At 71.9% G+C, this 25498-nt stretch carries 20 protein-coding genes and 1 pseudogene; 5 read left to right on the plus strand and 16 right to left on the minus strand.

Features of this window, described 5'->3' with window-relative positions:
* Window positions 1-14: 14 nt before the first annotated feature.
* The 6 genes from NNW99_RS37100 to NNW99_RS37125 all read right to left on the minus strand — a co-directional run bounded on the left by NNW99_RS37100 (window position 15) and on the right by NNW99_RS37125 (window position 7215).
* On the minus strand, window positions 15-212 hold the full coding sequence (locus NNW99_RS37100; RefSeq protein WP_215123700.1) for a hypothetical protein: 198 nt from the start codon (window positions 210-212) through the stop codon (window positions 15-17).
* 64 nt (window positions 213-276) lie between these two features.
* Window positions 277-819 carry an RNA polymerase sigma factor gene (locus NNW99_RS37105; protein WP_215123701.1) on the minus strand — a complete coding sequence of 181 codons (543 nt, stop codon included), beginning with the start codon at window positions 817-819 and terminating at the stop codon, window positions 277-279.
* A gap of 98 nt (window positions 820-917) precedes the next feature.
* On the minus strand, window positions 918-3218 hold the full coding sequence (locus NNW99_RS37110) for an Hsp70 family protein (protein WP_215123703.1): 2301 nt from the start codon (window positions 3216-3218) through the stop codon (window positions 918-920).
* A complete protein-coding gene (locus tag NNW99_RS37115; protein WP_215123705.1) occupies window positions 3215-4789 on the minus strand; it encodes a dynamin family protein in 1575 nt (524 codons plus the stop codon). The genes NNW99_RS37110 and NNW99_RS37115 overlap by 4 nt, the downstream gene beginning before the upstream one ends.
* Window positions 4786-6873, minus strand: a complete 2088-nt coding sequence (locus tag NNW99_RS37120) for a dynamin family protein (RefSeq protein ID WP_215123707.1) — start codon at window positions 6871-6873, stop codon at window positions 4786-4788. Before NNW99_RS37120 ends, NNW99_RS37115 begins: the two co-directional genes overlap by 4 nt.
* Before the next feature lie 147 nt (window positions 6874-7020).
* Window positions 7021-7215, minus strand: coding sequence for a hypothetical protein (locus NNW99_RS37125; RefSeq protein ID WP_215123709.1), 195 nt, complete (start codon window positions 7213-7215; stop codon window positions 7021-7023).
* Window positions 7216-7503: 288 nt separating this feature from the next.
* Here NNW99_RS37125 and NNW99_RS37130 point away from each other — a divergent pair, with 288 nt between their 5' ends.
* The gene (locus NNW99_RS37130) at window positions 7504-8313 is read left to right on the plus strand and encodes a glycoside hydrolase N-terminal domain-containing protein (RefSeq protein ID WP_251058037.1); all 810 of its coding nucleotides are present in this window, start codon (window positions 7504-7506) and stop codon (window positions 8311-8313) included.
* Window positions 8310-10706, plus strand: a complete 2397-nt coding sequence (locus NNW99_RS39010) for a glycoside hydrolase N-terminal domain-containing protein (RefSeq protein ID WP_285439962.1) — start codon at window positions 8310-8312, stop codon at window positions 10704-10706. The genes NNW99_RS37130 and NNW99_RS39010 overlap by 4 nt, the downstream gene beginning before the upstream one ends.
* Before the next feature lie 71 nt (window positions 10707-10777).
* Here NNW99_RS39010 and NNW99_RS37140 read toward each other — a convergent pair whose 3' ends face one another.
* Entirely contained in the window at window positions 10778-13645 is a 2868-nt protein-coding gene (locus NNW99_RS37140; RefSeq protein ID WP_215123711.1) for a hypothetical protein, read from the minus strand.
* 170 nt (window positions 13646-13815) lie between these two features.
* Window positions 13816-16413 carry a rifamycin-inactivating phosphotransferase gene (gene rph, locus NNW99_RS37145; RefSeq protein ID WP_215123712.1) on the minus strand — a complete coding sequence of 866 codons (2598 nt, stop codon included), beginning with the start codon at window positions 16411-16413 and terminating at the stop codon, window positions 13816-13818.
* 402 nt (window positions 16414-16815) lie between these two features.
* Here rph and NNW99_RS37150 point away from each other — a divergent pair, with 402 nt between their 5' ends.
* Both NNW99_RS37150 and NNW99_RS37155 read left to right on the plus strand, forming a co-directional pair.
* Window positions 16816-17307 (plus strand): aminoglycoside phosphotransferase family protein, encoded by a 492-nt coding sequence (locus NNW99_RS37150; protein ID WP_251058038.1) that lies wholly within the window; start codon window positions 16816-16818, stop codon window positions 17305-17307.
* Window positions 17308-17388: 81 nt separating this feature from the next.
* Window positions 17389-17952, plus strand: coding sequence for a snapalysin family zinc-dependent metalloprotease (locus NNW99_RS37155; RefSeq protein ID WP_215123714.1), 564 nt, complete (start codon window positions 17389-17391; stop codon window positions 17950-17952).
* 90 nt (window positions 17953-18042) lie between these two features.
* Here NNW99_RS37155 and NNW99_RS37160 read toward each other — a convergent pair whose 3' ends face one another.
* The 3 genes from NNW99_RS37160 to NNW99_RS37170 all read right to left on the minus strand — a co-directional run bounded on the left by NNW99_RS37160 (window position 18043) and on the right by NNW99_RS37170 (window position 20611).
* A complete protein-coding gene (locus tag NNW99_RS37160) occupies window positions 18043-18840 on the minus strand; it encodes a carboxylesterase (RefSeq protein ID WP_215123721.1) in 798 nt (265 codons plus the stop codon).
* A 24-nt stretch (window positions 18841-18864) separates the two neighbouring features.
* On the minus strand, window positions 18865-19698 hold the full coding sequence (locus NNW99_RS37165; protein WP_215123723.1) for an alpha/beta fold hydrolase: 834 nt from the start codon (window positions 19696-19698) through the stop codon (window positions 18865-18867).
* A gap of 88 nt (window positions 19699-19786) precedes the next feature.
* A complete protein-coding gene (locus NNW99_RS37170) occupies window positions 19787-20611 on the minus strand; it encodes an alpha/beta fold hydrolase (RefSeq protein ID WP_215123725.1) in 825 nt (274 codons plus the stop codon).
* 301 nt (window positions 20612-20912) lie between these two features.
* Here NNW99_RS37170 and NNW99_RS37175 point away from each other — a divergent pair, with 301 nt between their 5' ends.
* Complete coding sequence (locus tag NNW99_RS37175) at window positions 20913-21902, plus strand: helix-turn-helix domain-containing protein (protein WP_215123727.1); 990 nt, start codon at window positions 20913-20915, stop codon at window positions 21900-21902.
* Window positions 21903-21912: 10 nt separating this feature from the next.
* On the opposite strand, the pseudogene NNW99_RS37180 reads toward NNW99_RS37175, so the two are convergent.
* The 5 genes and pseudogenes from NNW99_RS37180 to NNW99_RS37200 all read right to left on the minus strand — a co-directional run.
* Window positions 21913-22293: pseudogene (locus NNW99_RS37180) on the minus strand (lasso peptide biosynthesis B2 protein); the annotation flags it as partial.
* Window positions 22290-22547 carry a lasso peptide biosynthesis PqqD family chaperone gene (locus tag NNW99_RS37185; RefSeq protein ID WP_251058039.1) on the minus strand — a complete coding sequence of 86 codons (258 nt, stop codon included), beginning with the start codon at window positions 22545-22547 and terminating at the stop codon, window positions 22290-22292. The pseudogene NNW99_RS37180 and the gene NNW99_RS37185, both read right to left, overlap by 4 nt.
* Window positions 22528-24384, minus strand: coding sequence for an asparagine synthase-related protein (locus tag NNW99_RS37190; protein WP_215123731.1), 1857 nt, complete (start codon window positions 24382-24384; stop codon window positions 22528-22530). The genes NNW99_RS37185 and NNW99_RS37190 overlap by 20 nt, the downstream gene beginning before the upstream one ends.
* A gap of 92 nt (window positions 24385-24476) precedes the next feature.
* Entirely contained in the window at window positions 24477-24617 is a 141-nt protein-coding gene (locus tag NNW99_RS37195; protein ID WP_215123733.1) for a lasso RiPP family leader peptide-containing protein, read from the minus strand.
* A gap of 184 nt (window positions 24618-24801) precedes the next feature.
* On the minus strand, window positions 24802-25320 hold the full coding sequence (locus tag NNW99_RS37200; protein WP_215123735.1) for a hypothetical protein: 519 nt from the start codon (window positions 25318-25320) through the stop codon (window positions 24802-24804).
* Window positions 25321-25498 lie beyond the last annotated feature (178 nt).

Here is a 25498-nt window from a genome sequence, read left to right on the forward strand (position 1 = left end):
GTACGGAATTCGCTTCAGAGCTGACGGGCAGGCATGTGGTCCAGCGCGTCGGCGACCAGCGCGCCCCAGGACGCGTCGTCGATCTCCGGCAGGGGCAGGACGGTGAGCAGGGCGTGCAGCCGGGCCAGGATCTCGGGCGTGGCCACCGTGTCCGGGTCCGTCTCCGGTGGTTCCGGGGGGTTCGGCAGGCGGTCCCGCCGCTCCTCGTTCATCTCGGTCTCCTCTTCGCAACGGGGCGGGGATCGGTTGGGTCGTGCTCCGTACCGCGGTCGTGGTTCAGTCGAGCCGGAGCAGCTCCAGCAGATCCATCCGGGCCCGGGACAGACGGCTCTTGACGGTGCCCATCGGTATCTGGAGCACATGCGCGATCTCCTCGTAGCTGCACCCGCACAGATGCCGTAAGACGACGACCGCGCGGAAGTCGACGTCCAGCGCGGCCAGCGCCTGCCGCACGCGCAGACCGTCGGTGACGCGTCCGTCCACCGCACGGACGGGCTCCGTGGGCAGGACGTCGTCGCCGACGGGGTACGGGCGACGGCCCCGCTGCGCGATCTCGGCCTTGGCGGCGTTGACGGCGATGGCGCGCAGCCATGTCGTGAAGCGGGCCTCGGAGCGGAAGCCGCCGATGGCGCCGGTCACGCGTATCAGCGCGTTCTGGCAGGCGTCCAGGGCGTCCTCCCGGTTGCCGGTGATGCCCGCGCACACGGTCAGCACCGTGGTGCGATGCCGGCGCAGTAGTTGTTCGAGCGCGTGCCGGTCGCCCTGCACCGCGCGTGGTACGAGTTCCTCGTCGCTCAGACCCGCCAGGTCCTGCGACATCACGTTCCCCAACACCGACCCCCCACAGGTGTGCCCTCGTCAGTCGCGTCCGCCGACCGCGTGGCGGAGAACCGACGCCCGATGGCCCATAGATCGGGCTAAGGGCGGAAAAGTTCCCCGTTCCACACGGATACTTTTCCGCCACCGGCCAGGGCCAGTCGCGTTCCGTCGTGGGACCAGGCGAGATGGGTGATCGGGGCGGGGGAGTGGGCGAGTTCGGCTAGGGGTGCGCAGGTCTTGCTGTCCACGATCCGGCACCAGCCGGTCCGCAGCGAGATCGCCAGCATCCGGCCGTCCGGCGAGAACTCCAGGGCAGTCGGGGGAGTTGTCGTCAGCTCCGCCTCACCCACTCGAATCGTCGTGGTGGATTCGGACCGGCTGTGCGGGAGCGAGTGGGTCACCGCGACCGGTCCATCGGGGTGCACCGCCGCTATCCGCACATTCCTGCGCGCGACGAGAGGAATCTGGCGGATGATCCGCTCGTCGCCCTCGCCGTACGCGACCAGTGCGACAGCGGCCTGTCGCGCCACCCAGATGACACCGCGCCGTCCTGAACACCCCATCAGCAGTCGCTCGGGCACCGCTGCCTTCCGGGCCGTCAGGTTCAGCACATGCCGGCCTTCTCCGCGAGCCGTGTCGATGGTCCAGAGGGAGACCGAGGGCTTCGGCGCATCCGGATTCTGCGTGACGGCCACGACCAGTTGATCCGGGCCCGCCGGGAGGGCCTGCACTACGCGAACACCATGGGCGCAGCCGGGGGGAACCAGTCCGACCTGCCGTTCACGCCCCGACCGCGCGCCGTTCAGCGTGAGCAGGAGCGCGGTCCTGGAGCCCGGGTCGGCCACCACCAAGGCCTCGCCCCCGGGTTCGAACAGTGCTTCCCCTTCCGGCAGGCGGCACGCCGCGACCGTACGGGCTCTCGCGCCTTCCGCCCATTCCCGCACGCCGTCCGCGAACGCCAACCGCAGCGCCCCCTCACGCGTCCAGCCCATCGCCCTGACCTGGTCCGCGTCCGCCCGTCGCAGCGGCCCCTGCGTGTCCGGTGCCGCCTCCGACGTCGTGACCAGCCAGTCCCCCGAGAGGAACCGTCCGCCGGGCTCCGCGTGCCAGCGCCGGATCGCGCCGCGGCGCTCCGCCCGCAGCCGGTGCAGGGTGCCCTCGACCGACCGTACGTCCGCGACCACGGCGCCCGCCTCGTACGCCTGCCCCTCCGCGACCACCGGACCGAGGAAGACCCCGGAGCCCCCCGGTACCGCCCACGCCAGAGGTTCCGTCCCGGGTGGCCTGACGGTCGGCCGCAGATCACGGGACGGGGCCCGCGTGGCCCAGGCCGCCGCACCCCGCACCACGGCGAGTTGGGGGTTCTCCACGTGCCGCACCCGGATGCCCAGGGTCCGTTCGAGGTGCTCCCGGACCACCGGGCTGCGGCTGCTGCCGCCGGCCATCAGCACGGCCGCGATCTCCTCCGGCCGGACCTCCGCCTTCGCGAGCAGGTCGCGGCAGCATTCCACGGTCCGGCCGATGAGCTGGTCCGCCATGGAGTCCAGTACGCCGCGCTCCAGGAGTACGACCTCGCCGCCGGGGGAGAGGTCCTCCACCTGTCCGGCGGTGCTGAGGTCGTGCTTCAGCTCGCGCACGAAGTCGCCCGCCGCGATCCCCCCTCGCAGCGCCGTCACCTCGTCGGCGCCCTCCGGCACCCCGGACAGGCCCGAGTGGCGCTCGGTCAGATGCCGCAGGAGCGCCGCGTCCAGGTCCCGGCCCCCGCAGTCCTCCAGTGAGGCATGGCCGAGCACCTCGTGCTGCCCTGCCCCGATGCGCACCACGGCGGCGTCGAAGGTGCCCCCTCCGAAGTCGTGCACGAGGATCACGTCCCCGGCGGTGAACGGGGCTCCCACGGGACGGGAGTACGCCGCGGCCACCGGCTCCACGAGCAGTTCCGCCCGGTCGAGCCCGGCCTCGGCCGCTGCCCCGATCATCGCGTCGCGGCGGGGATCGGCGGGGCCGTACGCGGCGGGGACGGTGAGGAGCACATGGCGCGGTGGCCGGCCCAGCACGCGCCGCGCCTCGGCGGCGACCGCCCGCAGCACGGCGCTCACGAGCTCCGTCGCCGGGTAGGGCGTCCCGTCGACCAGGAGCGGCACGGTACTGCCGACGTCCCGCTTGATCTCCGAGCGGTAGCGGGTCGGGCGCAGCCGCTTGCCCCGCTCCGCCACGGACCCGACGAGCAGTCCGCCCGCCCCGTCGGCGAGCACCGACGAGGGCCAGAACACCGCCCCGGTGGTCGGCTCGTGCAGGATGCGTGTCGTGTCCCCCTCCACCACAGCCGCCTGGGTGGTCGTCGTCCCGAAGTCGACGACCAGGACCGCTTCCGTCTCCGAGGGGGTTTCGGTCGGGCTCATTCGGCCATTCCTTCCTGCCCGGAGGCGATGTGGTGGTGGAGAGCCTCATAGGACTGACGAATCGTCAACTGAGCTTGACGTGAGGCCCCGTACGCCGTGGGTGCCGACAACTCCGCGTGCCAGCGGTCCAGCCGGGCGCGCGCCGTGCGCAGCAGCAGCGGGTGGTCCGCGTCGGCGGGCAGTCCGAGCCGGGCGGCCGCGCCGGTGCCGTGCTCGCCGGTCACCCGGAGGAGTTCCTCGGTCTGCTCGGCGGGGAGGTCGAGCCGTCCGTCGAAGTGGTCGCGCAGCGCCCGTAGTTCCGCGTACGCCAGGCAGTGCCGCAGTTCCACGGCGGTCAGCGCGCCGGCCACCGCCTCCACCGCCCGCGCCGGTTCACCCCGCAGTGACCGGGCGGTCCGCTCGGCGAGACGCGGCACCGTACGGAACGCCTGCGCGGCCTTGATGAGATCGGCCCGGCCGCCGAAGTGGTCGCGCAGCAGGGCGCGCAGGGAGTCGACGCCGGACACCCGGAGGAGTTCGCCCCGTAGCGTGTCCACGGTGTCGGCTCCCTCGCGAATCGACCGGCACGCCCGCACCACGCCCCAGCCGCCGAAGCGCCCGAACAGCCGGGCGCGTTCCTCGGGGGAGAGCGGGAGACCGGTGTCCTTGCCGGTGAACGCGTCGCTGTCCGCGGCACGTTCGGCCAGCAGTCGTGGAGCCGTCGTCGTGGCCAGGTGGGAGAGGCCGTCGAGGTCGGCGGCGTCCATACAGGCGGCCCCGGAGCCGAGCAGTCCCGCCACCGGGACCACCGAGTACAGCAGCCGGGAGGTCCCCGCGGTGCGGATGAGCTGGTCGGCGACCCGCCCGGCGGGCCGCATCGGATCGGGCGCGTCGTCCGGGTCCCACAGCAGCTCCACCTTGTTGAGGACACCGACGGTGTTGAGTGGGCCGAGGCCGGGCACCTGCGTCATGAACTCGGCGGTGAGCCGTATGTCGTCCCGGTGGGCGCCGCGCGCGGTGAACGTCAGGACCATGGCGTCGGCCCTCGCGCTCTCCGCGAGCGTCGAGTCGGTGAGGTCCTGCCCGGTCCGGCCCAGCAGACGCAGCGTGGACGCCGACTCCGGGCCGGTGAAGGAGTCGAGGCCGGGAGTGTCGATGATCTCCAGCTCGGCGAGCTGCCCATGCGGGTGACGGGTCTCCAGGTGGTCGATCCGCCGTAGCAGCGCCTGCCGGTCAGGGTCGTCGGCCGACCGTACGGTGAGCGACTCCAGGTCGGACAGGTGCCGGTGCCGGGTCACGGTGCCGTCCAGATGGCGCACCGTCAGCGAGGGCTCGGTGCCGTGGCGGAAACGGTTGACCGTCATCGTCAGCTCGGTGACCCCGGTCGGTGCGATCCGCTCGCCGAGCAGCGCGTTGACCAGGGTGGACTTGCCCGCGCTGACCCGGCCGACCAGGGCCACGGAGAACGGTGCGGACAGCCGCTCGGCCTGGTCGGCGAGGGTGCGGCGAAAGGTCTCCGGCAGGCCGTCCGTGGTCGCGCTGTCCCGGAGGACGTCCAGTGCGGCCCGCCGGAGAGCGGCGGAGCCGCTCACGCGTCCGGCCTCGACTCCGACTCCGGTTGCGGTTCCGGTTCCGTCTCCGATTCCGGCTTCGGCTTCGGGCCTGGCTCCGTGTCCCGCTCTGTTCCCGGCTGCTCCGCCGGCTGCTGGGACGTGGGCGGCGTGTCGTCCGACGCCTCGTGTCCTTCGGCCGCACGCCCGGCCGCCCCGGCTTCCTTCGAGTGCGGTGCGGGCGGCAGGTCCGTGTCCGCTTCCGTGACGAGTTCGGCGACGAGGGCCGCGAGCGTGGCCACCTCCTGCCCGGTGGCGAGCAGTTCCGAGTGCTCCTTCGCCAGCGTGTCGTGACGGGCGCGGGCCTGCTCACGCGTGGCGTCGGCGGTCGCCTTCAACCGTTCGAGGGTGTCGCCCACCGTCTCGGTCTGCTGCCGCAGCAGGCTGTCGAGCTCCTGCTCCGCCCTCTCGGCCGCCGAGTCCAGCAGGTTGCCGAGCCCATGGACGATGACCCGCTGCTGGCGCCCGCGGGCCATGCCGAGCTGGTCCCGCAGGTTCCGGCGACGTGTCTGCAGCTCCTGGTGGCGGGCGGCCTTGACCCCGCGCAGCAGACCTGCCAGAAGCCCGGCCGCGGCCCCGATCGCCGCGCCCAGCGGGCCGAACACGGTGCCGCCGATCGCCGCCCCCATCGACGCCCCGAACGCTCCGTCGCGGCCGATGGGCATCGCCTTGCCCGGCTGTTCCTCGGCACCGAGGTCCGGCTCCAGCCGCAGCGGGCCGACGGTGTCGATCCGGCTGTTGGCGGTGGGGGTGAGACCGATGCCGTGGCGCTGCGCGAATCCGGTGACCAGGGCGTTCAGTTCGGTCTCCGCGCGGCGCGCCGTGGCACCGGCCACCGCCGCGTAGGCCGCCGACACCTGTGCGGCCAACTCGTCCATGTCGTCCTGCAGCGCCTCGTCGTAGAGGTACTCCGTGCACACGCGCTGCCACACGGTGTCGAGTTCGTCGTGCAGGGCCATGACCAGCTCCCTGCGCAACTCCCTGAGCTGCGTCCGCAGTTCCGTGCGCCACTGTGCCCCGGTGCTCCTCAACTCGGTGATGCGCCGCTGCCCGGCCTCGGCCTCCGCCCGCATCCGGGAGAGCGTCTCGTCCGTCTCCCGGGCGAGTGCCTCCTGTTCCGCAGTCAGCGGGCCCAGCAGCGCCTGCACCGCGGCACCGGCCTCTTCCAGGGGGCGCGCCAGCAGCAACCGGGCACGGCGCCGCCGCAGACCCCTCCAGAGGACGGCCTCGAACAAGGGGTAGCCGCTGTCCTCGTCCGGCGCGTCGGAACCGGAGCCGAGATACCGGAGCCTGAGGCGGGTCGAGACCGGCAGCACGGAGGTGTCACCCGTGGGCCTGCCGGTCAGCTCGGCGAGCTTGGCACGGGTGTTGGCCAGCATCTCGCCCCGGTCGGCGGGGGCGGCCTGATCCGCCCGGGTGAGGACGACGAGCAGCCCGTCCTCGTCGGGCCCGGAGTCCGTCGCGGTGACGGCATGCCCCAGGAAGCGCAGTTCGCTCGCCGTCAGCGGTGAGGTCATGTCGGCGACGAACACCACCGCGTCGGCCGAGGCGAGGAACCCCGTGGTCATCGCGGTGTGCTCGGGGAACACGCCCCCCACGCCCGGTGTGTCGACCAGGGTGACTCCGTCGGCCAGCTTCGGGTGGGGCAACAGTACTTCGATGAGCTCGGCCCGGTGCCGGTTGCCCGGGTTGGTGCTCTCCGTGACGTAGCGAGCCACCTCGTCGAGGGGGATCACCCGCTCCTCGGTCCCGCCGCCCGCGTCGCGCAACCGGGCCGTGGCCTGTTCCCGCGGGCCCCAGCCGACCGTGGTGACCACGCTGGTGGTCTGCAGCACATCGACGGGGAGGAGGCCCTTGCGCTCCACCAGAGCGTTGACGAGGCTGGACTTGCCGCGGTTGAACTCGCCGCAGACCACCACGACGATCCGGCCGTCGGCGAGCCTGCGCGCGGCGTCGCGCAGCCGCGACTCGGTCTCCGCCAGCGCCCTCTTGCCCGCCGCGGCGGCCAGGTGCTCCAACACACGCGCGGTCCGGGCCGCCGGCGCGTCCGTATCGAGTCGTTCCATGCCGTCCTCCGCCTCGCGACACCCGCGGTCGTTCGCGACGACCACTGACATCCCTTGGATTCGGCATGGGGCGACTTTGTTCCGTCCGCGCCGGAGCTGTGCCGGCGCTTCAGCCGCCAGGCCGTGCGGGGATCAGCTCACCTCACCTCATCGCGTCTTCCGATAACGGACGACTCCGATACCCACCGCCGGGCCGATGAGGATGGCCGCCGGTGTTCCCAAGGCCTGTGCGGCGCCGGAGCCGCTCAGGAACATGACGACGGCGATCACGGCATAGAGGGCGACAAAGGCAAGGACAAAACTGACCCAGGGGTTGGTGGTCCGTCCGCCTTCAGAATTCATGCTCCCGTCCTTCCTGAAAAGGTGGGCAGGCCGACGTACCCACCGAGGCCGCACCTGCCGCACCCGCGGGGGCTGTAGGCGTAGGTGTTCACCTTGGTGCCCGTGTGTTCCCGGCTGAATCCCATGTTCACAACTCTTGGGGCTCGGGGGTCAGATGAGTCAGTGGCGCACGCCTCTAGACATCCGATCTCTTCCCCGGCGACGATGTTCGCGCCCTCGACATGGATCGATGCGGCTGTCACTTCGCCCGTGAAAGAGCCGATGAATGGGCCGGGAGATCTCAACGTGGTGAATGAATCCCAACCGCAGCGACGCAGCATCCTCAAGGCCGGCGGTGGCCTCGCCTTCGCACCTCTGCTCGCTCAGCTGACCGGCGGAACTCCCGTGGCACAGGCCGTTGCCGCCGGGGCCGACGCGGCGGGGGCCGCCCCCTGGCCGACGCTGTCGCGCGAGGCGCTGACCTACTCCGTACCGGCCCTGGACTGGCAGTCGCAGGCCCTGCCGATCGGCAACGGCCGACTCGGTGCCATGCTCTTCGCCGATCCCTACGAGGAGCGCGTCCAGTTCAACGAACAGAGCCTGTGGGGCGGTGTCAACGACTACGACAACGCCCTCGCGGGCAAGCCGGACAGCGCGTTCGACACCGGCATGACCGGCTTCGGCTCGTACCGGAACTTCGGCGATGTCGTCGTCAGCTTCGCTCTCCGCGCGAGTCCGAAGGTCACGGCCCCCGGGGGACCGTACAGCAGCTCCGCCACGGAGGGTGTCGACAAGACGTACGACGGCGACCCGGGCACCAAGTGGTGCGTCGAAGGGCCGGGTTCGACGGTGCGTTGGCAGGTCGAGCTTCCCGAACCCGTCGCGGTCGCGTCCTACCGTCTGACGAGTGCCGACGACGTGCCGCAGCGCGATCCGCAGGAGTGGGCGCTCTCCGGTTCCATCGACGGCGACACGTGGACCACGCTCGACAGACGCACGCTGGAAGCGCCCTTCGAAAGCCGCTTCCAGACGAAGGAATTCACCTGCGCCCACCCTGCGGCCTACCGCTTCTACCGGTTCGACTTCGTCCCCAAGGCAGGCGTCAGCCACTTCCAGTGAGCGAGATCGGCCTGTCCGGCGTCGACCTCCGCGCGGGCGGCGCGATGTACGTGTCGTCGCCGAGCGGGCATTCACATGGCTCCGGGTCCGCCTCCCGGGACACGGGCATCTCCAGTTCGGTGGACGGTGATCCGGCCACGGTCTGGCGGGTCGACGCCCCCGCACGAGCGGTCGTCTGGCAGGCAGAGCTGCCCCGCGCCGTCGTCGTCACCTCATACGCGCTGACGGCGGCCCCGGACCGTCCGAAGGACGACCCCCGGCGATGGCGGCTGGAGGCGTCGCGGGACGGGGCCGCCTGGACGACCCTGGACACGCAGGACCCCGGAGCGCCCTTCGCCGGCCGCGGCGAGACCCGGACCTTCCGGATCACCAACAGCACGGCCTACCGCCTCTACCGGCTCACCCTGACCCCCGGCGCGTCGTCCACCGGTTTCCAGGTCGGGGAGGTCGCGCTGGAGGGCAGGGGCTTCGACACGCGTAGGCAGCGGACGGTCGTCGACTACCGGCGCACCCTCGACTTCGCCACAGGACTGCACACCACCCGCTTCGGCCCGCCGGGACGGCGCGTCCTGCGGGAGGCGTTCGCGAGCCGCTCCGCGGACGTCCTGGTCCTCCGCTACACATCGGACCGCGCCCACGGCCTCACCGGAGCGATATCGCTGACGTCCGCACAGGAGAACGCGCCGACGACCGTCGACGCCCGCGCCCGCCGGATCGCCTTCAGCGGCGTCATGGGCAACGGCCTCAAGCACGCCTGCACCGTCCAGGCCGTGCACACCGACGGCGACTTCCGCGCCGACGGATCCGAGCTCCGCTTCAGCGGCTGCACCACCCTCACCCTGCTCCTGGACGCCCGCACCGACTACAAGCTCGATGCCGCCGCCGGGTGGCGCGGACCCGATCCGGGACCGGGCATCGCCAGGGCACTCGGCAAGGCGGCCTCCCGGCCCTACGACACGCTGCGCGAGAAGCACATCGCCGACACGCGCGCCCTCATGAACCGCGTCTCGGTCGACTGGGGCACCTCCGACGCCGCGGTCCTCGCTCTGCCGACCGATGCCCGGCTGGCGCGCTACGCGGCGGGCGGCCAGGACCCCACACTCGAGCAGGCGATGTTCGACTACGGCCGCTACCTGCTGATCAGCTCCTCGCGCCCGGGCGGCCTGCCCGCCAACCTCCAGGGTCTGTGGAACGACAGCAACCAGCCGGCATGGGCCTCCGACTACCACACCAACATCAATATCCAGATGAACTATTGGGGAGCCGAGACGACGAACCTGCCGGAGTGCCATGAGGCGCTCGTCCGGTTCATCGAGCAGGTGGCCGTGCCCAGCCGCGTGGCGACCCGCAACGCCTTCGGCGAGGACACCCGCGGCTGGACCGCCCGCACCAGCCAGAGCGTCTTCGGCGGCAACGCGTGGGAGTGGAACACCGTCGCGAGCGCCTGGTACGCGCAACACCTCTACGAACACTGGGCGTTCACCCAGGACCTGGACTACCTCCGCACCCTCGCCCACCCGATGATCAAGGAGATCTGCCAGTTCTGGGAGGACCATCTCAAGGAACGCGAGGACGGACTCCTCGTCGCGCCGAACGGCTGGTCACCCGAGCACGGGCCGCGCGAGGACGGCGTGATGTACGACCAGCAGATCATCTGGGACCTGTTCCAGAACTACCTCGACTGTGAAGCGGTGCTCAAGGCGGACCCCGCCTACCGGGCCAAGGTCCAGGACATGCAGGCGCGCCTCGCGCCGAACAAGATAGGCAAATGGGGGCAGTTGCAGGAGTGGCAGGAGGACATCGACAGCCCCACCGACATCCACCGCCACACCTCGCACCTCTTCGCCGTCTACCCAGGTCGTCAGATCACCCCGAAGACACCCGAGTTCGCAGCCGCCGCCCTCGTCTCCCTCAAGGCGCGCTGCGGCGAGAAGGAAGGCGTGCCCTTCACGGCCGCGACGGTGTCGGGCGACAGCCGCCGATCATGGACCTGGCCCTGGCGGGCGGCTCTCTTCGCCCGGCTGGGCGATGGGCATCGCGCCCAGATCATGCTGCGCGGACTGCTCACCTACAACACGCTGCCCAACCTGTTCTGCGACCACCCGCCCTTCCAGATGGACGGCAACTTCGGTATCTCGGGCGCCGTGGCGGAGATGCTCCTGCAGAGCCACGAGGGCGTCATCCACCTGCTGCCCGCGCTCCCGGACGGCTGGAAGCCCCAGGGCTCCTTCACCGGACTCCGCGCCCGTGGCGGCTACGAGGTGAGCTGCGAGTGGCGCGACGGAAAGGTCACGTCCTACGCGATCGTCGCCGACCGGGCGCGGAACCAGAGGAAGGTCACGGTGCGGGTGAACGGCGTCGACAAGAAGGTGAAGCCTGGCAAGTCCCGGTGACGTGACACAGAAGACGCTAGGGAGGCGAGGGACGCGAGGGCCGTGCAATCGGGCCCTCGCGTCCACTTCGCCTACGGCGCGTCCACCACCGTGCCGTCGAGCACCGGGCCCTCCACTTGGTCGCCGTCGTCCTCCCAGAGGGAGATCCGCATCCGCAGTGACTCCGCCGGCTCGCTCACCCCGTCCACGACGGTGGGAACGGTCACCTCCGTGCTCAGCTTCCCCGCGGGAACGGTGATGTCCGGGTAGAACACCTCCACCTCGGACAACGGCCGGGCCGGGCTCGGTGACCCGCCGGTGTTCTCCTCGAACCACTGCGGGTCGACGTCGGCGCTGGACAGTTCCGCGCCGCCGTCGACCGGCACGAACGCGGCCCCGAGCCAGAGGTCCGTGTCGGCGACCGCGGACTGCTCGATCCGCCACCTCATGCTCTGGCCCTCGGTGACCCGGCCCGCGAGCGGCGTCGCCTTGAACGTGGGCATCGGGTCGTCGTCCCGCACGGTCAGTCCGCCGAGGTGATTGCCGACCACGGCGCCCCGGACGGCCTTCGCGAACACCTGGTGCGTCGTGCCGTAGCTGAAGCGGGTGTTGCCGCGCACCTCGACGGGCACGTCCACGCTGCCGCCGCCGGGGCGCACCGTCACCAGCCGGGACGTGACCTCAAGGGTCTCGGGGTCCGCGACGAAGAGCCGGATCCGGCCACTGCCCTGCCCGGAGAGCCGCACCGGCACCTTGAGGGTCCGGACTCCGCGGTCGCCCTCGTCGGCCGTCAACCGGCCGATGTCCACGCGAGGCAGCGCGGCCGGCCGAACCGGCGCCATGCCGGGACGCCAGCCCCAGGCGTCCATCAGCCACGCCTGTCCCGATCCGCTGCGCGGGGTCAGTGCCAGGGACTTCACGCGCTTCAGGTCCAGCCCGGCCGCCGTCGCCGCGGTCAGCGGTACGCGCACCTCCTGCCCCCAGTACGAGGCCGTCCGGTCGGAGCCGGGCAGTCCGTCGAGGCGGACGGCACCGAGCCTCGCGTGCCGGCCCGCCGTGTCCGTGACGGAGACGTCCAACCGGGTGCCGGTGGTGTTCGGCGGCACGATGACCCGCAGGGCGAGAGACTTGGCCCCGCTCAGGGAGACCGGCTTCCCCGGCCGCACCCGGACCGCGGAGCCCGGCGCCGACCAGTCGAACGCCACGGCGTCGCGGCCCGGTTCCCGCTCCGTCTCCCACGAGGCGAAGTGCGGTGACCCACCGAGGGTCCCGGGCTTCAGACAGGCGGCGGCGGGGTCGGGATCCACCTGCGCGCACAGCCGCCCGCCGTCCACCGTGACCCCGGCGCCCGGCAGGAACGCGCCGCTACGACGGGCACCGACGGCGTGGGTCAGGACACGCGCGGGACCCGCGGACGCGGCCCGGACGCCCGAGCCGTCCAGCAGCGGCCGGACCCGGTCGTCGCCCGCGACGAACAGCCGGGCCGCGGCGGCGATGTACGTGGAACCGGCGGTCTGCTGCCGCTCGGCCGTCAGCCGGGTCGCCGTGCCCTGCGCGCACACCGGGTCCGGCGGCGTCTCCTCGTCGGACCAGAAGTCGTCCACGGCCGGCGCCTCGGCCTGACCCGGCGTCCACTCGGTGTTGAAGTAGTTGTGGTTGGCGCCGACCATGTAGACCGCGCTGTGCAGGGCGGCGCCACGGCTCACGCCGCGCGTTCCGTCCACGTAGATCTCGCCCTGCAGGTCGGACACATCGCCGTCGCAGCCCGGCAGGATCGTCATCGAGGGCACATCGGGTGCCGGGTTCTGGCCGAAGACGGTGGGGCCGATGAGGACATTGCCCCGGATCTTCCAGCGCACCGGACCCCGGTAGCCGTCCTTGTCCGCGGGCGGCTTGGAGAGGCTGTCCATCGCGGCCCGGTTCACGCCCTCGCCGCCGCGCGAGTGACCGACCAGGAGGACGCGCGACAGGTCGGCCCGCGCGGCCTTCCGTACGATCGCCGGTGCCTCGGCCCGTCCGGCGCCCGACCAGTCGGCCCAGCGGGCGAGGTGCTGCCGTACGAGGGAGGAGCGGGCCTGGGTTCCGGCGTCCTGCGCCGCGTAGTCCTGGCCGTTGATGCCGTTGGCGGATATGGACACCGTCACATATCCCTGGGACGCCAGGAGTTTCTGGTCGTGCAGATAGCCGCGGTAGCTCGGTATCGGCTTCGAGCCGGTGGGGCAGGGCCACTCGCCGAGCGCCTCACCGTTCGCTCCTCCGGTGAAGCAGGTGGCGTGGCGGCCGTGCAGGAAGAGGGCCAGCGGCCGCTTGCCGAGGGCGCCGACGGGTGCGGTGACGGTCGCGCGCATCTCCACCGGGGCGGGGAAGTCGGGCAGTCGCACCGACTTCAGCGTGTACTCGCCGCTGACCGTGCGGTACCGGCCGGGGACACCGGGGTCCACGGGGTTGGCCGGCGGCCGGGCCGACGGCTTCCCCGGCTGGACGGGTTTCCCCGGCTGCACGGGCTTCGCCTGCTTCTGAGCGGAGCGGCGCTTCGCGTCGGCCTTGACGCCGGCCTCGTCGAGACGGCGCCCCGCGGCCCGCACCTGGAGGTCCTGCGCGGACCCGAGCGCCACGCCTTCGAGGCCGAGGCGGAACGTACGCCCGTCCTTCCCGGGAGCGGGCCGGCCCAGGAGCCGGTCTCCGGAGTAGAACTCGACGGCCGCGTCGCCCATGGGGACGGGTCTGTCCGAGCGCCAGGTGAGCTGCTGACCGGATCTCTCGCCGGTGATCTGCCAGCCGGCCGGCAGGCCACGGCCGGGACCGGGGTCGGCGGCGGACGGGGTGGACGGAGTGGATGGAGCGGACGGGGTGGACGGGGTGGGATCGGCGGCCGGTTGGGCCTGCGCCAGTCCTGGCGACCCCACCACCACCGCGAACAGGGCCGCGGCCGCGACCCATGTGCGCCGAGCATGGCTCAACGTGCTTCTCCTCTGGATGGGCTGCGCCCGGACACCACAGATGTCCCAGGTGTCCCAGGCGCCTCTTTCGTTCCTTGGGAGAAGATGAGAAACAAAGGGTGCGGGGTTGCTCGAAGTTGATCGCCTCTGGCGTCAAATCAGGCCAACCGCACGGTAGTTGCCCCGGCGGGTCAGGACAGGATCTCGATGTACCCGTCGGTTCCGTGCACCCGGATCAGCTGCCCGTCCCGGATCAGCCGGGTCGCCCCCTCCACGCCCACCACGGCCGGAAGCCCGTACTCCCGGGCGATCACCGCGCCATGGGTCATCAAACCGCCCACCTCCGTCACCAGACCCGCGATCCCGACGAACAGCGGCGACCAGCTCGGGTCCGTGAAAGGCGTGACCAGGATGTCGCCCGCTTCGAGATCGGCGTCCGCCATGTCGAGGACGACGCGGGCCCGCCCCTCGACGGTCCCCGCGGAAACCGGAAGGCCGATCAGGGCGCCGGGCGGCACGTCGTCGCGCCGGTACGCCCCGGTGAGGGCCTCACCGTCCGAGGTGAGCACCCGGGGCGGTGTGAGCGCGTGGTACGACCGGAAGGCCTCCTTGCGCTCCTGGACAAGCCGCCCGTCCACCCGGTGCGAGCGCACCACGTCGTGGAGTTCCTGGAACGTGAGGTAGAAGATGTCCTCCTTCTCGGCAAGCACCTCGGCCCGCACGAGACGCTCGGCCTCCTCCAACAGGGCCCGCTTGTAGACGAAGGAGCGGCTGACGATGCCGTACTTCGGGTACTCCCGGTACCCGATGAACGTTCTGACCCGGTCGATCATCCGCTTGGCCTCGTCGGCCTTGCGCTCCCCGTCCGGCAGGGCCCGCAGGCGCGACAGCACGTCCTGTTCCTTCTGCCGCGCCTTCTCCCGGCCTTCCTCGAAACGCCGCTCGGCGGCGCCCGGCTCGAAGTTCCTGACGTTGTCGAGGATCACCGGGACGAGTGTGGCGGGGCGCTCGCGCCAGCGCGGCCTCGTGATGTCGATCTCGCCGACGCAGCGCATGCCGTACCGGTCGAGGTAGGCCTCGATGGCGTCGCGCGCCTCGGTCCCGCCCGCGAGCTTCGGCAGCTCGTCGAGGAAATCGTCGTCCTCGACGCCCTTCAGGAACGCCACCAGCTCCGGATACGGGCGGATCACATCGGCGACATCGAGCAGCGCCAGCCCCATCTCCGACGTCACGTTGTCGGGAGCGGACAGCGTGAGCGTGTCGGCGGCGTTCTTCTCGCCCAGCCACTCCCGCAGCTTGTCGTTGAGCCACCAGGTGGCGTCCATCCCCGCCATGAGGGCCCGCATGCTCAGCGGATCGCTGAGGACCCGCTTGTGCTCCTCGAAGGCCTCCAGCAGGAAGTCGAACAGCGCCGGTCCGGTCTTCGTCCGGATGTCCCGCTCCAGGGCGGCGACGGACGCCTGGCTGCGCTCGATCAACTCGGTGACTACGGCCGGATCGGTCTCGACCGGGGCGCTCTCGCCGCCGACGGGCGGCCCGCCGGGGCCCGTGTCCGGGAGCGACGGCACGAAGCCGTCGTGGTCGAGGACGGTCTCCAGAGCGTCCCGGGTCAGCGGATCGCCCTTCCCGATGACGTCCAGGAGGCCGGCGCGGCTCGCGGGCGAGGACAGGCGCCGGGTGACGTCGACGAACAGCCTCCCGGCGGCCTCATGCATCGGCACCATCGCCATCAGCTGCCACATGGACAGGCCCAGCGGCTTCATCGGGTCGGTCATCATCTGCTGATGACCGACGGAGACATAGACGTGATTCTCCTGGTCGTCGGCCTCGGGGACGGGGAACAGCGTCGTGATCGGCCGGCTCTGCACGATCTGGAAGTCATCGTCGGCCAGGCACCATTCGATGTCCTGCGGCCGGCCGAAGTGCGCTTCGATCCGCCGCCCGAGCTGTACGAGCCGCACGACCTGTTCATCCGTCAGGGACGGCTGCTCCTGCCGCCGCGCGTCGATCGCCACTTCCCGCGTACCGCCGTCCGGCAGGGCCTGAACGGCTCGCTGTTTGGCGGCGATCGTCCTTGCGACGACCTCGCCGCCGCGCACCTTGAACACGTCCGGGTTCACCAGTCCGGAGACCAGGGCCTCGCCGAGGCCGAAGCCGGCGTCCACGGTGGCGACCTTCCGGTTGCCCGTGACGGGGTCGGCCGTGAACAGGATGCCGGACGCCTGCGGGAAGACCATCCGCTGCACGACCACGGCCATCTGGACCGTACGGTGGTCGATGCCGTTGCGCTGACGGTAGGTCACGGCCCGCTCGGTGAACAGCGAGGCCCAGCACCGGCTGACGTGCCGGAGGACCGCCGCCGCTCCCACGACGTTCAGGTACGTGTCCTGCTGGCCGGCGAAGGACGCGGTCGGCAGGTCCTCCGCCGTCGCGCTGGACCGGACGGCGTAGGCGGACTGCTCGCCGAGCCGGGCGAGCGGGCGGGTGATCGCCGCCGCGAGATCGTCCGGGACGGCGGTTTCCTCGATGGTCCGACGAATCTCCGCGCTGAGGGCGCGGATCGCGTCCCGGTCGTCGGGGTTCAGCCGCACCAGCCGATCGATCCGCTCGTCGATCGAGGGCACTTCCGCCATGATCCGCCGGAAGGCGTCCGTCGTCACGCAGAAGCCGGCGGGCACGCGGACCCCTTCGATCCGCGACAGCCCGCCCAGGTGCGCGCCCTTGCCGCCGACGACCGAGCCCCGCGTCTCGTCGGCCTCCTGAAGGTCCCACACATACTTCTGGATCATTCGCGATGCCTCCGAGGCGGTCGTGTCGCATTCCGTGGCCCCCATACCCGCAGGTTGTGGCCTCGGCCGGAGATTCTGTGCCACCACCCGGGTCTTGCCGCAAGCCCCCCGGTGCGCTATACGTTGAGAGTGGCAAGGAGAGCGATCTTCTTGCCTTTGCTTTTTCGGCACGACCCGAACCAGGGTGGAGATCATCCGGGCTGCGCGAGGGCCGGGTCGCCAAGGTGTGGAGCGGTGGGCCGCCCGCCGGACTCGAGCTCACCCGCCAGGTCTACGCGGACATCGCGGCGCACGCGCTGCCGTTCTCCACCCCGGAGATCCTCGACGCCGAGGAGCACGAGGGCGGCGTTCTGGTGACACGACCGCTTCCAGAACGCGCTCGCGGCCCTGGTCGCCCGGGCCGTGGAGCGCCACGGTGCCGCCCTGGGCGTCCATCTGCCGGACTTCGACGCGGGGGTCGAGCGCACGCGAGAGGCGCTGCGGTCGCTCCCCGACGCCCCGGTGGCGGCGATCCACGGTGACCTCGTCCCGCCCAACATCCACGTCGACACGGCCGGTCGGCCCGTCGCCGTACTCGACTTCGGCTTCTGCACGACCGCGGGCGACCCGGCCTTCGAGGCCGCCGTCACCGCCGCCGTCTGGGACATGTACGGGCCGCACGCCGAGGAGCACACCGCGGAACTCACCCGGCTCTTCGCCCACGAGCTCGGATACGCGCCGGAGACTCTCACCGCCTATCAGGCGGCGTACGCCCTCACCACCTACGACGTCTTCGGTCCGGACGACAGCGACGGACACTTCCGCTGGTGCGTCGAACAGCTGCGCCGCAACGCCGTGTTCAACGCCCAACGCGGCGGCCCCGGCCCGCGCGACGGGGCCGCCGCAGCCGATTGACGGATTCACCTTCGGCTCCGCTGGGCAGTGGGCCAGGAAATGTCATGAGCACGACTGCCTTCCCCCACAAGGAGGTCGATCATGCACGTCCGTAAGCTGACCGGCGGTCTGGCCGCTGCCCTGGTGGTGTCCTTCTCCCTGGCCGGTGGCCAGGCCGTGGCCGCTTCTCCCGACGCGGAGGGTGCGGCCCTCGCCGCCCGTGTCCTCCTCTACGACGCCAGCGGTTCCGCGGAGTTCAGGAGCGCGGTCGACCGGGGCGCGGCCATCTGGAACGAGAGTGTCGACGCCGTCGAGTTGCGGCCGGTCGCCGCCGGGCAACGCGCGAACATCCGGGTCCTCGCGGACAACGGCTGGCCGCGCGCCCTGCCCACCACCCTGGGCAACGGAACCGTCTACATCGGGCGCCAGGCCGTGGACCAGGGCTACAACACCATTCGCATCTCCGCCCACGAACTCGGACACATCCTGGGCCTGCCGGATCGCAAGCCCGGACCGTGCTCCAGCCTGATGTCCGGCTCCACCGCGGGCACCGCGTGCACGAACCCGTATCCGAACGCGGCGGAGAAGTCAGAGGTCGAGGGGAACTTCGGCGGCGCCCTCGCCGGGCCGGCTCCGGTGGCACCTGCCGGGGTGATCGTGGACTGACACCTGCCGCACCACACCTGAGGACGGTCGAACGCCCGCCCGCGTACACGGGGCGGGCGTTCGCGCGTCGGGCCCCCTCCGGCTCATGTTCTACCGGGCGTGCTCAAGCGCCCAGTCGAGGGCCTGGTCGGCGACCTCCTCCCAGCCGGGTGCCGCCGGGAGCAGATGCGGCATGCCCGGGATCTCCCTGATCTCGGTGACCGTGTTCGACTTGTAGTGCCGGGCGTTGGACTGCTGCACCTTGGGCGGCATCAGGTGGTCCTTCTCCGCCGAGACGAACAGCAGCGGCGCACGGGCGTCGTTGTGGTAGTCGACGTAGGTGCTCTGGTGGCCGGGGCGCAGGGTGGCCAGGGCGCTGTCCCAGAAGATGGCGCCGGAGGCGGGGATCGCGTACCGCTCGTACAGGGCCTTCGACTCCTCTTCCGAGAAGGTGTTGGTGAAGGCGTAGTGCCACTGCTCGGCGGTCAGACCGACCGCGCGATGCCGGTTGGCCGGGTTCTTCAGGACCGGGAAGGCCGCCTTGATCTGTGTCAGCGGCACGACGGCGACGCCCTCCGTGGGCGCGGAGCACATGGCCACCCCGGCCGCGCCCAGGCCGCGGTCCAGCAGGAGCTGGACGAACACGCCGCCGGCGGAGTGGCCGATCAGGATGGGTGGCTTGTCCAGGGCCCGGACCTCCTGCTCCAGGCCTGCGACGATCTCCTCGACGGTGACCTTCTCGATGGGCGCGGTGTCGGCGTTGAGCGACTCGACCTCCACCTCGAAGCCGGGGTAGGCGGGCGCGATGACGCGGTAGCCGCGCTTCTTGTAGTGGTCGATCCAGTGTTCCCAGCTGCGGGGTGTCACCCAGAAGCCGTGGATGAGGACGATGGTGTCCGGGGTGCTCATGGCTGCTGTTCCTTCCGGAGGGTCTCAGCGGGTGGCGCGGTACGCGGCCTCGATCTGCCGCACGACGGCGTCCGGCCGGGACATCATCACGACGTGCGAGGCACCCTTCACTTCTACGGTCCTGCTGCCGGCCCGACCGGCCATGAACCGCTGAAGGGCGGGCGGAATGACACGATCGGCTCCGGCGACGACGTACCAGGAGGGCAGGCTCCGCCACGCCGGTACACCGCTGGGGCCCGCCAGCCCGCCCACGCTGCCGGGGCGCTGGGAGACCGCCATCACCCCGGTGCTGGCGCGTGGCAGGTCCTGGGCGAAGACGTCGTGGAACTTCGCCGGATCGATGGAGCCTTCGGCGTCGGAGCCGTCCGGCAGCGGACGGAGCACCAGTGCGTCCTCCAGCCTGCTGCCGGGAAACTTGCGGGCGAGCTGCAACGCGCTCTCGCCCTCGTCGGGCGCGAAGGCGGCGACGTAGACGAGCGCCTTGACGTGGGCGTGGCCCCGGGCGGCGTTGGTGATGACCTCGCCACCGTAGGAGTGGCCGACGAGGATCACCGGACCGGAGAGGCCGGCGAGGATGCCGGAGAGGTAGGCGGCGTCACCTGCCGGATCGCGCAGCGGGTTGGCCGGGGCGAGGACCTGGTGACCGGCCTTGAGCAGCCGCGCGGTGACGGCGTTCCAGCCGGACGCGTCGGCGAAGACGCCGTGGACGAGGACGACGGTCGCCTTGGCGCCCGACCGGTCGGCACCGGCACCGGTACCGGCTGCGGCGGGTGTGGCCGCGGCCCCGAGCGTCAGGGCGCCGCCCGCCGCGATCAGCCCGCCGAGCACGCCGCGGCGGGACCGGCCTTCGGGAATCATCGAGTGGTTCCTTCCGGAGTCAGGAGTGAGGAGCCAGGAGTGAGAAGTCAGGAGTGAGACGTCAGAAGCCAGAAGTCGCCCTGAGACGTCAGGAGTTGAGGAAGTCGAGCAGGTCCGCTCCGAGCCGCTCCTTGTGCGTGTCCGTGATGCCGTGCGGAGCGCCCGCGTAGACCTTGAGCGTCGCGTTCTTGATGCGCGCCGCCGACGCCTTGCCGCCCACCTCGAACGGCACGATCTGGTCGTCGTCGCCGTGGATGACGAGCGTGGGGACGTCGATGGCGTCCAGGTCCCGGCGGAAGTCGGTGGCGGAGAAGGCGGCGACGCACTCGTGGGCGTTCCGGTGCCCGGCCTGCAGTCCCTGGAGCCAGAAGGCGTCGCGGACGCCCTGGGAGACGGCGGCGCCGGGGCGGTTGTTGCCGAAGAACGGCCCGTCGGCCAGATCGCGGTAGAGCTGTGACCGGTCGGCGAGCGAACCGGCCCGGATCGCGTCGAACACCTCGACCGGCAGCCCGCCCGGGTTGTCGTCGGTCCTGAGCATGAGCGGCGGTACGGCGGAGACCAGGACGACCTGGGCGACCCGGGCGGTGCCGTGCCGGCCGACGTAGCGGGCGACCTCGCCGCCGCCCGTCGAGAACCCGACCAGCGTGATGTCGCGCAGGTCGAGCGTGTCGATGAGGGCGGCCAGATCGTCGGCGTAGGTGTCCATCTCGTTGCCGGTCCAGGTCTGCTCGGAACGTCCGTGTCCGCGTCGGTCGTGCGCGATCGCGCGGAATCCGTGGGTGGCCAGGAGCAGTTGCTGGGCTTCCCAGCTGTCGGCGTTCAGCGGCCAGCCGTGACTGAGCACGACCGGGCGGCCCTCGCCCCAGTCCTTGTAGTGGAGGTGCGCTCCGTCGGCTGCGGTGACGAATGGCATGGGAACTCTCCCGGTGGCAGGGGATCTTCCGGCTCATCGATCAGTGGCTCTGCGGAACGTGAAGCAGTGGTGAAGGGGAGCATCGCACGGGCGCCGACCCGGCGGCTGTGCCCTGTGTGCCGGAGCCTTGCCCCTCTGTGCCACGACGCTCTCGGGCATCGCACCCGACGGTGGACCGCGTAACGGAGCCGCCGAGTCAGGTGTCCGATGAACCCACCTTTGTCGCGAGTGGCTCGCACGCCGCAGACTTCTCCTCGGGGAAGCAGCGGCGACGGGCCGCTACCGCAGCCTGGGAGGCGCCGTGCTGGTTCTCGACACCGACGGCTTACCCGCCGCCGACCGCTACGAGGCTCTGCGCACCGTGGTCGCGCGGGAGGGCGGAGTCGACGTCGTCGAGGAGGACGAACCGGCGCCGACGATGTGGAAGCGGCTGGAGGTCTGGCACATCGGTCCCCTCACCCTGTTCGACACCCGCGGCACGGGGGCGCGCTTCGTGCGCTCCTATCGCAAGACGCGCCGCGAACTGGTGGACACCGTCTCGATCATGACGCAGGCCGAAGGGTTCGGCACGGGGGCCTACGGCTGCGACGGATATCAGCGGCGGCTGGGGCCGGACGGCGTCGGCCTGAGTCCCCACATGGTCGCCTCACACGAGTACGGATGGTCGGGCACCGGCCGCTCGGTGGCCTTCTCGCTCGACATCGCCCATCTCGCCCTGCCCGTCGACACGGTGCGGGCCGCCGTCCCGCTGTTGCACCACAGCCCCGTCGAACCGCTGCTGGTGCAGCACATCCGCGGGCTGCGCCGGCACGCGGACCGGTTCAGCGGCGGCCCCGAGGCGGAAGCCCTCGCCGCCGCGACCGTGCACCTCACCCGGGCTCTGATCGTCTCGGCCGCCGGAGACGATCCCACGCGCCGGGAGGTGGCGCGGGAGACCCTGTTCACCCGGGTCCTGGCCTATCTGCGCGCACATCTCACCGAGCCGGATCTCACACCGCAGCGCGTCGCCCGGGCGCACGGCATCTCCGTGCGCACCCTCTACCGGTTGTGCGAGGAAGGCGGACTGAGCCTCGAGAAATGGGTCATCCGCCGTCGTCTCGAGGGCGCCCGCGAGGACCTGGCAGCGGCGGAACAGGCCCATCGCACGGTGGAAGCCATCGCCCGCTCCTGGGGCTTCGCTCATCCCGCCCACTTCTCCCGCCGCTTCCGCGAGACCTACGGCACCAGCCCCAGCGAATGGCGGCGGCACTCCCGGGACGATCTGTCCCGTCGTGCGGCGCCTCCACCGTGATCAGCGTCCGGTAGGCGGCGGTGTCCGGGGGTTCACCGACGGGGCGGCCGTCCGCCTCCACCCAGGCGTGGGCGGCGAAGGGTGCGGTGCGCACCCCGGAGCACCAGGTGGGCCAGTGGCCCCGCATCCGGCACAGCAAGGCGGTGGCCAGGGAGCGTGGGAGGCAGTAGCGGCCCGCGCACAGGGTGCTGACGGCGGTCACGTCCTGCCGGGCCCGGAGCGCCTCGTCGTAGCGGGCAGGCCGGGCGCCGCGGCGGGCCAGGCGCAGGGCGGTGCGGATGCGGCGGGGCGGCAGGAGCGCGATGAGCCGGGCGGCGGCGACGGCGGTGCGGGCGGCGATACGGCGGCTCACCGGCGGCCGGACGCCGCCGGTGTCCAGGACCTGGCTCACGAGGCGGTCACCAGCGCTTCCTTGAGGAGGTGGTCGAGCAGGGCGGTGACGTCGGCGGCGGCGCGCTCACGGTTCACCGGGCGGGTCGAGGCGAGGCGGTCGGCCACCTCGTCCGGTGCGGCGCCGTCGAGGAGCGCCGTGACGACGAGTGCGCCGGTGCCGTTGAGCTGCCAGTACCGGCCGGTGCGCTCGTCGAGCAGCACCATGCCGTCGCCGGTGGCGCAGGCGGTGACATCAGGGCGAAGTCGGTGCAACGTCCTTCTCCTGTGCGTCGTGTCGGGCATCGTGGTGTTCCAGGTCGCGCAGCCACGCTTCCGCGCCGAGGGTGGCCTCCAGTTCCGGGGCCCCGCCGGTGAGGAGTTGCGGCGAGAGCAGTGCCCGGCGCAGCTCATCGGCGTCGGCCACGCCCGCGGCCACCAGCCGGGAGTCCTCGGCCCAGGCGGCCAGGGTGCGCCGCTGTCGCCGCAGGCCCTCCCGCCACTCGGCCCCGCAGTGGTCCTTGGTGGTCCGGCACAGGATGTGGTCGGGGACCAGTCCGTTCATGGCGGCGGCGAGCAGCGGCTTGTACGACCACGGGGTCGACGCCTCGTGCGGGCGTGCGGCGAGAGCGGCGTCGATGACGGCGTCGTCGCAGAACGGCGTATGGGCGGGCAGGCCCGCGAGCGCTGCGCGGTGGCTGAGGGGCCCGGCGGCCCGGCCTGCCTGGCGCACCATGGCGATCCAAGCGTGCCGGCCACGGTCGCGGTGCAGCGGCTCGGCCCGGTGCGCCGCCGCCCGCAACTGCTCGCGGCAGAGCTCGACCGCCTGTGCGCTCGCCCACGCCGGGAGCCGCGGGCCCGGGCCCCAGCCCAGCGGGGTCGGTGCCGCCGGCGCGATCAGGTGCTCTGCGGCCTGGGTGAGCCACGCCGCGTACGAGCGGCCGTCCACCAGGGCGCGCACCATCGCCCCGAGCGGCCATCGGTGCCGCGCGCGACGCCCGGCGGCGTGCCTGAGCCCGGTCGTCGGCGAATGCCGCAGCAGCGCGTGCAGATAGGCGGGCGGCGGCTGCACGACTTGGTCCCCGCCGTGCCCCGACAGCCGCAGTCCGGCCCCGCGCGTGAGCATGGCCTCGGCCAGGTGCCGCTGTTGTGCCCGGTCGCGCGGCGCCGCCGTCGGCTCGTCGGTGGGCTCACCGCGTACGTCGAGGCCGCTGAAGTGACCCGGCAGATCCGCGGAAGGGAACACCAGATGCTCGATGCCGGGCAGACGGGCGGCGGCGTGGTCCGCGTAGGCGCGGTCCTGGTTGGTGGGCGCGCTCCAGTCCAGAGTGACGGCGACCAGCCGCGCGCCCGCCTCGGCGGCCAGGAAGCACAGGGAGGTGGAATCCATACCGCCGGACAGATCCGCACCCGCCACCTCACCGGAGCCGACCCGCAGCGCGACCGCCCGGCGCAGTGCCTCCCTGAGACCGGCGGCGGCCTCGGCCGGCGGCAGTTCGGCCACGGGCGGCTGCCACCAGACGCGGGTACGCACCCTGCCGTCCGGCCCCGACTCCAGGGCCTGCCCCGGCTGCACGCCGTACACCCCGCCCCACAGCGCACCCCCGGCGAGCGGGTGCGGGACGCGGCCACCGGCCAGGTGCAGGGCCAGCCGCGCGGTGTCCGGCGCGGCTCCGGTCAGCCGGGCGAGCGTCAGGGAGCGGTCGGCGCACACCGTGCCCCCCTCCACCTCGGCCCGGAACACCCTCCGCTGCCCCGAGTGACTGCCCCGCACATACGTGTGCCCGGCGACCGAGGCGATGACATGGAAACAGCCGTGGGCGCCCGACAGGGCCGCCTCGATGTGCGCAGGATCGCCGATCCGCCGGGCCCGTACGGCGAGTTGTCCGGCGTCGAGCGAGCAGGTGCCGGCGACGGCCAGCCGTACCGCACCGGCGGTGCAGACGGTCATCTCCTCGCCGGTCCAGCGGCCGGCCAGCCACGGCCGGCCGGAGGGATGCGGCACGACCCGGAGCGTGTCCGGGCGGGCGGTTTCCCGGAGTCGGGCCATGACGCGGGGGTGGAGGTCCCGGTCGGGGAGAACGACGAACCAGCAGCCCGGGGTGGAGTGCATGGGCCTCTCCAAGAGGGGGTGGGTGACCACGTGGGGGCGGACCGGGTACCGGCCCGCGGCGTGAGAGCCACGGACCGGTACGAGGGTGTGGGTCACTCGTCGTGGTAGAAGAACTCGCCTTCGGGCTCGCCGCCTCCCTCGCCCTGGGTGAGGTCGGCGTACGCCCCGGCCTCGGCCAGCAGCGGCGGCTCGTAGAAGTCCACGGTCTCCATGGCCATGAGCGCTTCGTTCACAGCGGTCACCTCCGGTCGCGGAGGCGGAATTCCCGCCCCCGGTCAAGCAGTTACGCATCCCAGAACCGGACGAGGCCAGGGGAACCCGGACAAACCCATCGTGTGAGGGATGAGAGACCCGGAGCTGTCACGCGCCGGGGAGGTGCACCGGCGCTCGGCCGGGCCCCCGAAAGCGCCGCCGGAGTCAGGAGAGCCCGGAGGCCCGGAACACCGCGTGCCCCGTCTCGTCGTCGATGCGGTGGCCGAGCCGCTCCAGGACATCCGCGCCGTGGCGCAGCGTGCCACGCTCCAGGGAGCGGCGGACGCCCGTGTCGAGTTCGTGCCAGAGCAGCGGGTTGGCCGCGAGGATCCGGGGGTCGAGTTCCAGGCGCCGGCCGTGGACGTCCCGCAGGACCAGGTGGGAGGAGACGCCGTCGTACTGACGTACGGCCGTCAGCGCGTCCGTGCGGATGACGATCCGGCGCCAGGGGGTGCGTACCGCCAGCCAGCCGGGGCCCGCGCTCACCTGCGGCGGCAGCAGGACGCCGAGCACCGTGGCCGACAGGACGCCCCAGAGCAGGGCACGCGTGAGCGTCAGGCTTCCGGCGTCCCAGTCGACGAGCAGGCACATGGCACAGAACACCAGCGTGCAGCACACCGCGAGCCGCGCACCGTCACGCCAGTGGCGGTCGCCGACCGGGGCCGCCGGTGAGCTCCGTTCCATGCCCTGAAAATAGGCGGCCGTCAGGGCTCTGTGGCCCCCGCTGACGGGGTTCTGGCGCCCCGCGGGCGAATATTGACGGGTTTCTGACGCGCTCGACGGGGTCTGTCGATCCGCGCACCGGCTGCTTATGCTTGATCACGTTCCGGAACTCAGACCTCCGTACCGTCTATCGGAAGGG

The sequence above is a fragment of the Streptomyces sp. CRCS-T-1 genome (assembly GCF_024442335.1).
Lineage (GTDB): Bacteria > Actinomycetota > Actinomycetes > Streptomycetales > Streptomycetaceae > Streptomyces > Streptomyces koelreuteriae.

Excerpts from the sequence above, each read along its gene's own strand:
- NNW99_RS37190 (WP_215123731.1), bottom strand. The coding sequence starts at position 24,384 with ATGCACTCCACCCCGGGCTGCTGGTTCGTCGTTCTCCCCGACCGGGAC.
- NNW99_RS37155 (WP_215123714.1), top strand. The coding sequence starts at position 17,389 with ATGCACGTCCGTAAGCTGACCGGCGGTCTGGCCGCTGCCCTGGTGGTG.
- NNW99_RS37165 (WP_215123723.1), bottom strand. The coding sequence starts at position 19,698 with ATGATTCCCGAAGGCCGGTCCCGCCGCGGCGTGCTCGGCGGGCTGATC.
- NNW99_RS37110 (WP_215123703.1), bottom strand. The coding sequence starts at position 3,218 with ATGAGCCCGACCGAAACCCCCTCGGAGACGGAAGCGGTCCTGGTCGTC.
- NNW99_RS37125 (WP_215123709.1), bottom strand. The coding sequence starts at position 7,215 with ATGAATTCTGAAGGCGGACGGACCACCAACCCCTGGGTCAGTTTTGTC.
- rph (WP_215123712.1), bottom strand. The coding sequence starts at position 16,413 with ATGATCCAGAAGTATGTGTGGGACCTTCAGGAGGCCGACGAGACGCGG.
- NNW99_RS37160 (WP_215123721.1), bottom strand. The coding sequence starts at position 18,840 with ATGAGCACCCCGGACACCATCGTCCTCATCCACGGCTTCTGGGTGACA.
- NNW99_RS37100 (WP_215123700.1), bottom strand. The coding sequence starts at position 212 with ATGAACGAGGAGCGGCGGGACCGCCTGCCGAACCCCCCGGAACCACCG.
- NNW99_RS37170 (WP_215123725.1), bottom strand. The coding sequence starts at position 20,611 with ATGCCATTCGTCACCGCAGCCGACGGAGCGCACCTCCACTACAAGGAC.
- NNW99_RS37200 (WP_215123735.1), bottom strand. The coding sequence starts at position 25,320 with ATGGAACGGAGCTCACCGGCGGCCCCGGTCGGCGACCGCCACTGGCGT.
- NNW99_RS37120 (WP_215123707.1), bottom strand. The coding sequence starts at position 6,873 with ATGGAACGACTCGATACGGACGCGCCGGCGGCCCGGACCGCGCGTGTG.
- NNW99_RS37105 (WP_215123701.1), bottom strand. The coding sequence starts at position 819 with ATGTCGCAGGACCTGGCGGGTCTGAGCGACGAGGAACTCGTACCACGC.